This window comes from Nocardioides sp. (assembly GCF_030149505.1).
Classification (GTDB): Bacteria; Actinomycetota; Actinomycetes; order Propionibacteriales; family Nocardioidaceae; genus Nocardioides.
On sequence record NZ_JASBRN010000065.1, the window covers coordinates 17,973 to 29,009 of the forward strand.

An 11,037-nucleotide genomic window follows, 5' to 3' on the forward strand; every position below is an offset into this window, starting at 1 on the left:
CCCTCACGCCACAATGGCCCGGTGCACTACACCGAGTACGACACCCGCCTCGCGGCCTACGCCGTCGTCACCGACGACGAGGGCCGGGTGCTGCTCGCGCTGTGGAACGAGGGCTCGCGCCGGCAGTGGACCCTGCCCGGCGGTGGCCTGGAGCTGCACGAGCGCGCCGAGGAGGGCGTGATCCGCGAGGTGCTCGAGGAGACGGGGTACGACGTCGAGCTCGACGCGCTGCTGGGGGTGGACTCCTACGTGTTCCCGGCCGAGCGGCGCGCGGTCGGCACCGACCGGCCGATGAAGGCCTTCCGCGTGCTCTACCGCGCGCACGTCGTCGGGGGCGAGCTGACCCACGAGGAGGACGGCAGCACCGACGAGGCGGCCTGGTTCCCGCTGTCCGAGGTCCCGACGCTGGACCGGGTCTCCGTGGTCGACATCGCCCTGGGGATGGCCGGGCTCAGGTAGTCGTCGGGACCAGGAAGCGCTTCTTGGCCGACACGGTGGCCCCGGCGCCGACCAGCGGGAGCTCGGGGTCGGGGAAGCCGCCGCACGCGCGGATGGTCGCCTCGGAGGCGGCGTTGTCGAGGTCGCAGGTGACCAGCGCCTCCTCGACCCCGAGGTCGGCCAGGATCCCCAGCGAGCCGCGCAGGATCGCCGTGGCGTGGCCCCGGCGCCGGTACGCCGGCCGCACGCCGTACCCGACGTGACCGCCCCAGGTGGACAGGAAGTCGTTGAGCTCGTGGCGGATCGAGACCCGGCCGACCAGCGTGCCGCCCACCTCGGCGGCCAGGAACGAGGCCGGGACGAAGCCCGGGTCCAGGCGGCGGCCGTGCCGCTGGTCCTCCAGCCGCTCGACGTACTCCGCCCAGCTCTCCTCGGGCCCGCCGTCGGGGCGCTGCTCGAGCAGGAAGTCGAAGTGGTCGTGCGCGAGCTCGGCGTGGGCGGCGCGGGCCTCGGTCTCGTCCTCGAGGCGGAACGGGCGCAGCACGAGCGTGTCCATGCCCCGAGCAGACCACGGGAATGGATCCCACCGCGAATGCATTGAGCCCAGTGAGCAAAGTTGAGTGCGAAGGACTCAGGTAACTTGCCTGACGATCTGGAGCGACGCAGACTGGGCTCGTATCCCCGAACTCTTTCTAGCTGGAGGTAGCACCCATGGCGCGTGCCGTCGGTATCGACCTGGGCACCACGAACTCCGTGGTGTCCGTCCTGGAGGGTGGCGAGCCCACCGTCATCGCCAACGCCGAGGGCGCCCGGACGACCCCGTCCGTCGTCGCCTTCGCCAAGAACGGCGAGGTCCTCGTCGGTGAGGTCGCCAAGCGGCAGGCCGTCACCAACGTCGACCGCACCATCCGCTCGGTCAAGCGCCACATGGGCACCGACTGGAAGCAGAAGATCGACGACAAGGACTTCACGCCGCAGCAGATCAGCGCGTTCGTCCTGCAGAAGCTCAAGCGCGACGCCGAGGCCTACCTCGGCGAGACCGTGACCGACGCGGTCATCACCGTGCCGGCGTACTTCTCCGACGCCCAGCGCCAGGCCACCAAGGAGGCCGGCGAGATCGCGGGCCTCAACGTCTCGCGCATCGTCAACGAGCCCACCGCGGCCGCCCTGGCCTACGGCCTGGACAAGGGCGAGGACCAGATGATCCTGGTCTTCGACCTCGGCGGCGGCACCTTCGACGTCTCCCTGCTCGAGGTCGGCGAGGGCGTCGTGGAGGTCAAGGCGACCTCCGGCGACAACCACCTCGGTGGCGACGACTGGGACTCCCGCGTCGTGGACTGGATGGTCAAGAAGTTCAAGGACAACAACGGCGTCGACCTGGCGGCGGACAAGATCGCCAAGCAGCGCCTCCAGGAGGCCGCGGAGAAGGCCAAGATCGAGCTCTCCTCCTCCAGCGAGACCACCATCCACCTGCCCTACATCACCCACGGCGAGTCCGGCCCGCTGCACTTCGAGGAGCGGATGACTCGCGGCGAGTTCCAGCGGCTGACCGCTGACCTCCTCGAGCGCACCAAGGCTCCGTTCCAGGCCGTGCTCAAGGACGCCGGCGTCGCGATCTCCGCGATCGACCACGTGGTCCTGGTCGGTGGCTCGACCCGCATGCCGGCCGTGACCGACCTGGTCAAGGAGCTGCTGGGCGGCAAGGAGCCCAACAAGGGCGTCAACCCCGACGAGGTCGTCGCCAACGGCGCGGCCCTCCAGGCCGGCGTGCTCAAGGGCGAGGTCAAGGACGTCCTGCTGCTCGACGTCACCCCGCTGTCGCTGGGCATCGAGACGAAGGGCGGCGTGATGACCACCCTCATCGAGCGCAACACCACGATCCCGACCAAGCGCTCGGAGATCTTCACGACCGCCGACGACAACCAGCCGTCGGTGGAGATCAAGGTCGCGCAGGGCGAGCGCCAGATGTGGAGCCAGAACCAGCCGCTGGGCAACTTCGAGCTCACCGGCCTGCCGCCGGCTCCGCGGGGCGTGCCGAAGATCGAGGTCACCTTCGACATCGACGCCAACGGCATCGTCCACGTCACGGCGAAGGACCAGGCCTCCGGCAAGGAGCAGTCGATGACCATCTCCGGCGGCTCCGCGCTGTCGAAGGACGACATCGACCGGATGGTCAAGGAGGCCGAGCAGTACGCCGAGGAGGACGCCAAGCGGCGCGCGGCCGTCGAGACCCGCAACCAGGCCGAGCAGCTGGTCTACACGACCGAGAAGTTCCTCGCCGACAACGCCGAGAAGCTGCCCGAGGACGTCAAGACCGAGGTCCAAGCCGACGTCGACGCGCTGAAGGCCACCCTGGAGAACGCCGAGGCCGACGCCGAGGAGATCCAGGCCGGCGTCACCAAGCTCGGCGAGTCCTCCCAGAAGATGGGCGCCGCGATGTACGCCGCCGCCGAGGCCGAGCAGTCCGCCGCGGGCGGCACCACCGGTGCGACCGGTGAGGCCGACGACGACATCGTCGACGCCGAGGTCGTGGACGAGACCGACGCGGCCGACGGCGCCGAGGGCCAGGACAAGTGACCCAGCCCGACGAGGGCAGCTCCACCGGTGACCGGGGGCCGCAGCACGCGGCCCCCGGCCCGGGGGGCTCCTTCGGTGAGGAGGCAGCAGAGATGACCGAGAACACCGAGGTCGAGGCCGGCGCCGAGGGCGGCGACCCCGCCGCGGCGAGCACGCCGGCCGAGCAGCAGGACCGCCCTGCCGAGGGCGGCGAGCACGCGAGCGAGGCGCTCGACGTCGACCCGCTGCAGGCGGCGCACGACGAGGTGGCCGTCCTCAAGGCCGAGCTCGGTGAGCGCACGCTGGACCTCCAGCGCCTGCAGGCGGAGTTCCTCAACTACAAGCGGCGCGTGGACCGTGACCGCGACCTGGTCAAGGAGAACGCGACGTACGCCGCGCTCTCGCCGATCACCGAGGTGCTGGACACCATCGACCGGGCGCGCGAGCACGAGGAGCTCACCGGCGGCTTCAAGAGCGTCGTCGAGCAGCTCGAGCGCACCGTCGCGCAGGCCGGGCTGGTCCGGTTCGGCACGCCGGGCGACGCGTTCGACCCGAGCCTGCACGAGGCGCTCTCCCACATCGGGGAGGATCCCGACGTGGAGGTCACGACCTGCAAGGTGATCGCCAAGGCCGGCTACCGCATCGGTGACCGGGTGGTGCGGGCCGCGCAGGTCCTGGTGGTGGACCCGGCCGGGTCCTGACCCGGCAGCACACGCACGAGACAGTCAGCAGAGAAGGACGAGGGGAGGGACTCCCGTGGCGGGCAAGGACACCGACGGCATGCGCCCGGACTGGGCGGAGAAGGACTTCTACGCCGTGCTCGGCGTGAAGAAGGACGCGAGCGCCGACGACATCAAGAAGGCCTACCGGCGGCTCGCCCGGGAGAACCACCCCGACTCCAACCCCGGCGACACCGCGAAGCACGACCGCTTCAAGCAGGTCGCCGAGGCCTACGACGTGGTGGGCGACCCCGAGAAGCGGCCGAAGTACGACGAGCTGCGCCGGATGGTCTCCTCGGGCGGGTTCCGCGGGGGCTTCGGCGGCGGTGGGTACCCCGGCGGTCGGCCCGACCAGGGCATCAACCTCGAGGACCTGCTGCGCGACCGCGGCGGCCCCGGGGGCGGCGGCGGCTTCGGCGACATGTTCGGCGACCTCTTCGGGGGCGGGTTCGGCGGCCGGCGTACGAGCCGACCGCGCGCCACCAAGGGCGCCGACGTCGAGAGCACCGCGACGATCTCCTTCACCGACGCCCTCGAGGGCGTCACGATCTCGCTGCGGCTCACCTCCGAGGGGGCCTGCGCCACCTGCTCCGGCACCGGCGGCAAGCCCGGCACCAAGCCGCGGGTCTGCGCCGAGTGCGAGGGCAGTGGCTTCGTCACCGGTTCGATGGGCGGAGGCTTCAACCTCAACGAGACCTGTCCCGCGTGCCGCGGGCGCCAGCTGCTGTACGACGAGGCGTGCCCGACCTGCCACGGCAGCGGCCGCGGCTCCTCCTCGCGCACGATCCAGGCCCGCATCCCCGCGGGCGTCAAGGACGGCCAGCGCATCCGGGTCCGCGGCAAGGGCGCCCCGGGTGAGCACGGCGGACCCGCGGGCGACCTCTTCGTCACCGTGAAGGTCTCCCCGCACCGCGTCTTCGGTCGCTCGGGCGACAACCTCACCCTCGACGTGCCGGTCTCCTTCGACGAGCTGGCACTGGGCTCCGAGGTCCGCATCCCCACCCTCGGCGGCTCGCCGGTCACCCTCAAGATCCCGGCCGGCACGCCCAACGGGCGCACCTTCCGCGTGCGTGGAAAGGGTGCGACCAAGGCCGACGGCACCAAGGGCGACCTGCTCGCCACCGTCGAGGTCCAGGTGCCCGCGGTGCTCGACGTCGACGCCCGCGCTGCCGTCGAGGCCTACCGCATCGCCACCGCCGGCAAGCCGCTGCGCTCGAACCTCTTCGACCAGGCCGGATCCTGAGGTGAGGTGAACCCGTGATGCCCGGACGCAGCCCCTTCGGCGCCGACCCCGACGCCGCGGTCTTCGTCATCTCCGTGGCGGCCGAGCTCACCGGTCTGCACCCGCAGACCCTGCGCACCTACGAGCGGCTCGGCCTGATCACCCCCGGCCGCACCGGCGGCGGTGGGCGCCGCTACTCCCAGCGCGACCTCGAGCGGCTGCGCGAGATCTCCGAGCTCACCTCCGCCGGCATCGGCATCGAGGGGGTGCGCCGGATCCTCGACCTCGAGAACCGCGTCGCCGCCCTGGCCTCGCGCAACGAGGAGCTCCAGGTCGAGCTCGAGGCCACCCGCGAGGCCCTGCGCCAGGCGCTCGACCGTCGCCGCGCCACCGGTCGGGCCCCCGAGCGGCTGCCCGTCCTGCGCTCGCCGGACCCCGGCTCCTCCCTCGTCGTCTGGCGCCGCCCCCGCTGACCCTCTCGATGGTCCACCCGCGGGTGGGCGCCCGCGCAGCACTAACGGTCTGCGGGGTACCAGTCGGTGGCGTGGACGGTGTGGCCCTGCTGGCGCAGGAGTCGCAGGGCGTCGCTCAGGCCCCGGGCTGCCTTCTTCCGCCCGGGGTCGCCGGCGGGGAACGAGCGGGCGCGCACGACCACCCGGGTGCCGGAGGTGTCCGCCGCCTCCACCACGAGGTCCAGCAGGCAGCGGTTGAGACGGCCGGCGATGACGGAGAACCACTCGATCTCGCGCGCCTGCAACGAGGTCGTCGTGCGCTGCCGGATCGTCCAGCCGCTCTGCCGCAGCGCCAGGTCGAGGGTGGCGAGCGTCTCCTCGGGCGCCGCCGACGTGGTGAGGGTGAGCGCCGGTCGAAGGCTCTTGAGCCGCGCCACGTCCCAGGGGGCTACCTCGGTGCTCACGGGGATCCAGCAGTTCCGTCGGCGGCCCCGCCCGGTGCGCCCCGGTCGGCGTCGTACCAGTCTGTGGCCTGGGCGGTGTGGCCCTGCGCGCGGAGCATGGCCAGGGCGTTGGAGAGCCCCTCGGCGGCGAGCTTGCGGGCCTTGCGATCGGAGTCCAAGGAGCGGGCCCGGACGACGACGGTCGTCGAGGTCGGTCGTCCGGGGACGCCTTCCTGACGGATCGTCAGCTCGAGCACGGTCCGGTTGATCCCGCCGGAGATGAGGTCGAACCAGTCGATGTACCTCGCTTTGAGCGAAGCGGTGGCGCGGTCGAGGATCTTCCAGTTCCGCTGGCGCAACGCCAGGTCCAGGACCTCCAGCACCTGCTGCGGCGGGGCGGACGTGGTGAGCCTCAGCTCCGGCTTGAGCGTCCGTATGCGCACTGCGCTCCAGGTCTGCACCTCGTGGTGCCTCCCGGGCTCCAGGCGTCGATGCATCCTCCAGATCACACGGGCGCGCTACCCGTCGGCTCACCTCAGCAAACGCCTGGGCGGTCGGGGCCTGCGCGACGGCGCGCTCGGGCCGGGTCACCGTCGACCGTGTGCCGAGTGAGCGTCGAACCAGCGCCGAGTCAGCGGGTCAGGCCGTCAGCCAGCGCACCTGGTACGGCGCGAGGTCGACCGAGCCGCCGGTGTCGGTGGCGTGCAGGGCGGTCGGTCCGGACAGGCCGCCGAGGTGGTCGGTGACGGCCGCGCCGGAGCGACCGAGGCCAACGTGCTCCAGCACCCACCACGGCACCCGGCGCGGGGTCGGGGACATGTTGTGCAGGGCGAGGAACGGTCCGTGGGGGTGGCGGCGCAGCACCGCGAAGACCCCGTCGGGGGCGATCTCCAGCACGGTGGCGGGGGTCGCGGCGTGCAGGTGCGGCAGCGAGCGGCGTACGTCGACGAGGTGCTGGAGCCGGGGCAGCAGCCCGTGCGGGTCGGGCGGGCGGTGGGTGCCCTCGACCCAGGGCATGCGGGGGCGGTGCACCCAGCGGTTGTCGTCGGCGTGCTCGGGCTCGGAGTCCCAGTCGGGGTCGTTGAGCAGGCCCACCTCGTCGCCCATCCAGATCACCGGCACCCCGCCGAAGCCGAGGATCGCGGCGTGCAGCAGCAGGATCCGCTCCAGGGAGAGCGGGTCCCCGGCCTCGAGCCCGGCCAAGGAGGCCAGCGAGCCGGAGGTGCGCTTGTCGCCCGTGGCGGGGTTGAACTGGAAGACCAGGCCGCGCGACCAGGAGCCGGCGAAGGACCCGTCGTACCAGTCGGCCAGGAAGCGGCGGTGCGCCGAGCCCCAGAGCCCGACCGCCTCGGCGTCCTCGTCGGTGATCGCCCAGCCGATGTCGTCGTGGCAGCGGGCGTAGGTGATCCAGCCCGTCGTCGACGGTGGCGGGGGGAGCGCGGCCATCGCCTTGGAGGAGAGCCGGGTGTCGCCGCTGGCGAGCATCGACCACAGGTGCACCATCAGCGCGTTGTGGTAGGCGAGGTCGCTGACCTTGCCGTGCCGCTCGCCCTCGCCGAGGTAGGCCAGCAGGTCACGCGGACCGACGATCGCCTCGGCCAGGAAGACCACCGCGGGGCAGGCGATCCGCGCGACGGTGCGCAGCGCCTGGGTCAGTGCGTGCACCTCCGGCTGGTTCTGGCAGTTGGTCCCGAGCCGCTTCCACACGAACGCGATGGCGTCGAGCCGGAAGACCTCGCAGCCGGTGTTGGCGAGGTCGCAGATGATGTCGGCAAACTCCTCCAGCACCGCGGGGTTGGCCCAGTTCAGGTCCCACTGCCAGGCGTTGAAGGTCGTCCAGACCCAGCCGCCGAGCTCCTCGTCCCAGCTGAAGTTGCCGGGGGCGAAGTCCGGGAAGATCTCCGGGAGCGTGGCCTCCCACCGATCGGGCTCGGTGCGGTCGGGGTAGGCCAGGAAGAAGTCGCGGTACGCCGCCTCGCCGGCCCGCGCCCGGGCGGCCCACTCGTGCTCGCGCGCGACGTGGTTGAGCACCAGGTCCAGGCACAGGCTCATCCCGCGCTCGCGGAGCGAGGTGGCCAGGTCGCGCAGGTCGGCCATCGTGCCGAGGTCGGCGCGCACCGAGCGGTAGTCGGCCACGGCGTACCCGCCGTCGTGCGGTGCCGGCCGCGGCTGCAGCAGCGGCAGCAGGTGGAGGTAGGTGACGCCCAGCTCCTGCAGGTGGTCCAGCCTCCCGGCCACGCCCTGCAGCGTCCCCGCATAGCGGTCGACGTACGTCGCGTAGCCGAGCACCCCGGGCTGCTGGAACCAGTCCGGTGCCAGGACGCGGCGCTCGTCGAGGTCGTGCAGGTCTTCGGGGCGCGCGGCGAAGCGGCGGGCCGCCACGGCGAGCAGCCGGTCCACGACCGCGTCGGCGTCGTCGTACAACGGCTCGACGCCGGCGCGCAGGTCCGGCAGCCACCGCTCCATGCGGCGCTCGAAGGTGCGCACGAGGTGGGCGGGCAGGTCGGCGAGCGCCTCGGCGACCGCGGGCCGGTCCCCGGGCTGAGAGGGGGACGTGTGCTGGGCCACAGGCAGACCGTAGCGGGCGCGGAGGGTGGGAGAGGGGTGGCGCGGGACACCTGGTGGACCTGTGGTGGTCGCCACTACCCTCTGGTGGATCGTCTCGGACGATGGGGTTGACCGAGGAGACCTGACGTGGACTGGTTGCTGGACTGGGCGCGCGACTGGGCCGCGGACGTGGGCTGGATCCACTTCTGGACGATCCCGGTCTTCACCGGCGTCGTCGGGTGGCTGATCAACTGGTCGGGCCTGTGGATGCTCTTCTCCCCGGTGCACTTCAAGGGCGTGCGGATCCCGGGGATGCGCGAGCTCGCGAGCGTGCTCCCGCGCAAGGCCCAGGAGGTGCCAGGCGTCCTGCAGGGCGGCATCGGCTGGCAGGGCATCGTGCCGGCGCGCGCGGCCAAGATGGGCTCGATCGCCGTCGACAAGGCGATCGCCAAGCTGGGCACCCCGGCGGAGTTCTACCAGCAGCTCGAGCCGGACAAGATCGCCGAGCACATCGTCACGACGTTCCGGCCCGAGATCCCCGGCCTGGTCGACGAGGTCATGCGCCGCGAGCACCCGCGGCTGTGGCGCGACCTGCCCCGCCCCGTGCGCGAGGCGGTGATCCAGCGGGTCCAGGCCCAGCTGCCCTCCGTCGTCGGCAACGTGACGCACGAGATCGGCGTGCACATCGACCAGATCCTCGACCCGAAGATCATGGTGATCGACCACTTCCGCGAGAACCCCGCGCTCGTGGTGCGGATCTTCCGCGACTTCGGCCAGCGCGAGCTCAACCTCATGGTGGCCTTCGGCTTCGTCTTCGGGTTCCTGCTGGGCATCCCCGTGGCCTTCATCGACAGCGTCTTCAAGCTCTGGTGGCTGCTGCCGGTCCTCGGCGTCGCCGTCGGGTGGATCACCAACGCCCTGGGCATGTGGCTGATCTTCGAGCCGCCGGAGCCCAAGCGGATCCTCGGCATCCGCGTGCACGGGCTCTTCCTGCGCCGCCAGGACGAGGCCGCCGAGGTCTACGCCCGGATCATCGCCGAGGACGTCATCACCCTCGAGCGGATCGGCGACTTCATCCTCGACGGCCCCAGCGGCGACCGCACCCGCCAGATGCTCGCCACCGCCCTGCGCCCGGCGATCGAGCAGGCGGCCGGTCCGGCGAAGGCCGCGGTGCGCGTCGCGATGGGCCCGGCCCGCTTCGACACGATCCGCGACTCGGTGGCCCAGGAGGCGGTCGGGCGCACCCTCGTGCCGTTCAAGGACCCCGAGTTCAGCAAGCGGCAGTCGGAGAAGATCCGCACGCTCATCGCGACCCGCACCAAGGAGCTGCCGCCGCGCGACTTCGTCGAGATGATGCGCTCGGCGATCAAGGAGGACGAGTGGATGCTCTACGCCCACGGCGCGATCATGGGCCTGGCCGGTGGCTTCCTGCACCTGTGGATCTTCGGGGTCGCGAAGTGAGCGAGCCGCCAGGCGACCCCCGCGCCGACCAGGTCGGCCCCCGTGTCGACACCCGCCTCAACGGTCGTGGCGGCACCCGCGCCACCCCCCGGGCGCTGCCCGGCCAGGCGCAGGTCGCGCCGGCGATGGAGGCCCTGCCGGGGCTCGCACGGGTCGCCGGGTACGCCGCCCTCCACACCACCGAGTGGGGCGTGAAGAGCTACGTGCGCTCCGCCCGTCGCCTGGCCCGCGCCGCGACCAACCGCGACGAGGCCGCGCGCCTCGCCCACGACGCCACCGAGGCCGCGCAGGTCGTCTCCGACCTCGCACGCTCCGTTTCCGGCGGCACGCCTGTCGGCACGGCGCTGCTGCGCGCCGCGGAGTCGCTCGGCGCCATCCGCGAGCCCGTGGGCGGCACGACCTCCTCCGTCGTACCCGGGTCGGTCGGCTCCGTCAACGAGGAGCCGCGCTCGCGCTCGCTGCGCGACAAGGGCGCCGAGCTGCTCGAGCGCTCGCGCGACGTCTGGTCCAGCGAGGCCGGCCACCCGGCGTACGACCGGATCCTTACCGAGCTCGCCCCCGACGAGGCGCGCATCCTCGTGCTGCTGCTGGAGAAGGGCCCCCAGCCCAGCGTCGACGTGCGCACCGGCGGCCCGATCGGCATGGTGAGCAGCCAGCTGATCGCCCCCGGCCTCACGATGATCGGCGCCCGCTCCGGCACCCGCTACCCCGACCAGGTCCCGGCCTACCTCAACAACCTGCACCGGCTCGGGCTCGTGTGGTTCTCCCGCGAGCCCCTGCGGGACCCGCTGGAGTACCAGGTCGTCGAGGCCCAGCCCGACGTGCTCGCCGCCATGCACTCGGTGAAGTTCGCCAAGGTCGTGCGGCGCAGCATCCACCTCACGCCCTTCGGCGAGGACTTCTGCCGCACCGTGCTGGTCGACGAGGTCACCGCCGAGCGGTCCTTCCCCGAGCACCAGGCGCCGCCCGAGGCGCAGAGCGGCGAGCCGAGCTCGGACCGCGGCGGCTCCTGACGCGACGACCACTCGCGACCTGGACACGGCGGGTCGACGGGCCGGCCGCCCGACGTGCGGACGCCCGAGCCCACCGCGACCGCGCGGAGGCGCCCCCGGAGGAGGGTGGATGGGCCTGGCCGTCCTCTCGTGAGGGACGAAGGAGCGGACTGGTTCCGCCGGAGGGGGCGCCTCCGGGAGGGCGCG

General features: G+C 72.3%; 11 protein-coding genes. 7 read left to right on the top strand and 4 right to left on the bottom strand.

The window, feature by feature from the left end; genetic code table 11:
• The first annotated feature begins 21 nt into the window (after nt 1-21).
• On the top strand, nt 22-459 hold the full coding sequence (locus tag Q1V71_RS14245) for an NUDIX domain-containing protein (protein WP_300644592.1): 438 nt from the start codon (nt 22-24) through the stop codon (nt 457-459).
• On the opposite strand, the gene Q1V71_RS14250 is transcribed toward Q1V71_RS14245, so the two are convergent.
• Nucleotides 452-994 (bottom strand): GNAT family N-acetyltransferase, encoded by a 543-nt coding sequence (locus Q1V71_RS14250; protein WP_300644594.1) that lies wholly within the window; start codon nt 992-994, stop codon nt 452-454. The two genes, Q1V71_RS14245 and Q1V71_RS14250, sit on opposite strands and share 8 nt — an antisense overlap.
• 155 nt (nt 995-1,149) lie before the next feature.
• On the opposite strand from Q1V71_RS14250, the gene dnaK reads away from it, so the two are divergent.
• The 4 genes from dnaK (at nt 1,150) to Q1V71_RS14270 (ending at nt 5,408) form a co-directional block, all read left to right on the top strand.
• The gene (gene dnaK, locus Q1V71_RS14255) at nt 1,150-3,015 is read left to right on the top strand and encodes a molecular chaperone DnaK (protein WP_300644595.1); all 1,866 of its coding nucleotides are present in this window, start codon (nt 1,150-1,152) and stop codon (nt 3,013-3,015) included.
• Nucleotides 3,012-3,695, top strand: coding sequence for a nucleotide exchange factor GrpE (gene grpE, locus Q1V71_RS14260; RefSeq protein WP_300644596.1), 684 nt, complete (start codon nt 3,012-3,014; stop codon nt 3,693-3,695). Before dnaK ends, grpE begins: the two co-directional genes overlap by 4 nt.
• 79 nt (nt 3,696-3,774) lie before the next feature.
• Complete coding sequence (locus Q1V71_RS14265) at nt 3,775-4,956, top strand: DnaJ C-terminal domain-containing protein (RefSeq protein ID WP_300644605.1); 1,182 nt, start codon at nt 3,775-3,777, stop codon at nt 4,954-4,956.
• A 17-nt stretch (nt 4,957-4,973) separates the two neighbouring features.
• The gene (locus Q1V71_RS14270; RefSeq protein WP_300644598.1) at nt 4,974-5,408 is read left to right on the top strand and encodes a MerR family transcriptional regulator; all 435 of its coding nucleotides are present in this window, start codon (nt 4,974-4,976) and stop codon (nt 5,406-5,408) included.
• 41 nt (nt 5,409-5,449) lie between these two features.
• On the opposite strand, the gene Q1V71_RS14275 is transcribed toward Q1V71_RS14270, so the two are convergent.
• The 3 genes from Q1V71_RS14275 to Q1V71_RS14285 all read right to left on the bottom strand — a co-directional run bounded on the left by Q1V71_RS14275 (nt 5,450) and on the right by Q1V71_RS14285 (nt 8,398).
• Nucleotides 5,450-5,851: a hypothetical protein gene (locus tag Q1V71_RS14275; RefSeq protein ID WP_300644599.1), complete on the bottom strand. Its 402-nt coding sequence runs from the start codon at nt 5,849-5,851 to the stop codon at nt 5,450-5,452.
• Nucleotides 5,848-6,291 carry a hypothetical protein gene (locus Q1V71_RS14280; RefSeq protein WP_300644600.1) on the bottom strand — a complete coding sequence of 148 codons (444 nt, stop codon included), beginning with the start codon at nt 6,289-6,291 and terminating at the stop codon, nt 5,848-5,850. Before Q1V71_RS14280 ends, Q1V71_RS14275 begins: the two co-directional genes overlap by 4 nt.
• 178 nt (nt 6,292-6,469) lie before the next feature.
• The gene (locus tag Q1V71_RS14285) at nt 6,470-8,398 is read right to left on the bottom strand and encodes an alpha-amylase family protein (RefSeq protein WP_300644601.1); all 1,929 of its coding nucleotides are present in this window, start codon (nt 8,396-8,398) and stop codon (nt 6,470-6,472) included.
• Nucleotides 8,399-8,524: 126 nt separating this feature from the next.
• Between Q1V71_RS14285 and Q1V71_RS14290 the strand changes: the two genes are divergently transcribed.
• Both Q1V71_RS14290 and Q1V71_RS14295 read left to right on the top strand, forming a co-directional pair.
• Nucleotides 8,525-9,838, top strand: a complete 1,314-nt coding sequence (locus tag Q1V71_RS14290) for a hypothetical protein (RefSeq protein WP_300644602.1) — start codon at nt 8,525-8,527, stop codon at nt 9,836-9,838.
• Nucleotides 9,835-10,851, top strand: a complete 1,017-nt coding sequence (locus Q1V71_RS14295; protein ID WP_300644603.1) for an Abi-alpha family protein — start codon at nt 9,835-9,837, stop codon at nt 10,849-10,851. The genes Q1V71_RS14290 and Q1V71_RS14295 overlap by 4 nt, the downstream gene beginning before the upstream one ends.
• Nucleotides 10,852-11,037: the final 186 nt, after the last annotated feature.

Coding starts and splice junctions, on each gene's coding strand:
- Q1V71_RS14250 (WP_300644594.1), bottom strand. CDS start 994: ATGGACACGCTCGTGCTGCGCCCGTTCCGCCTCGAGGACGAGACCGAG.
- Q1V71_RS14265 (WP_300644605.1), top strand. CDS start 3,775: ATGCGCCCGGACTGGGCGGAGAAGGACTTCTACGCCGTGCTCGGCGTG.
- Q1V71_RS14270 (WP_300644598.1), top strand. CDS start 4,974: ATGCCCGGACGCAGCCCCTTCGGCGCCGACCCCGACGCCGCGGTCTTC.
- dnaK (WP_300644595.1), top strand. CDS start 1,150: ATGGCGCGTGCCGTCGGTATCGACCTGGGCACCACGAACTCCGTGGTG.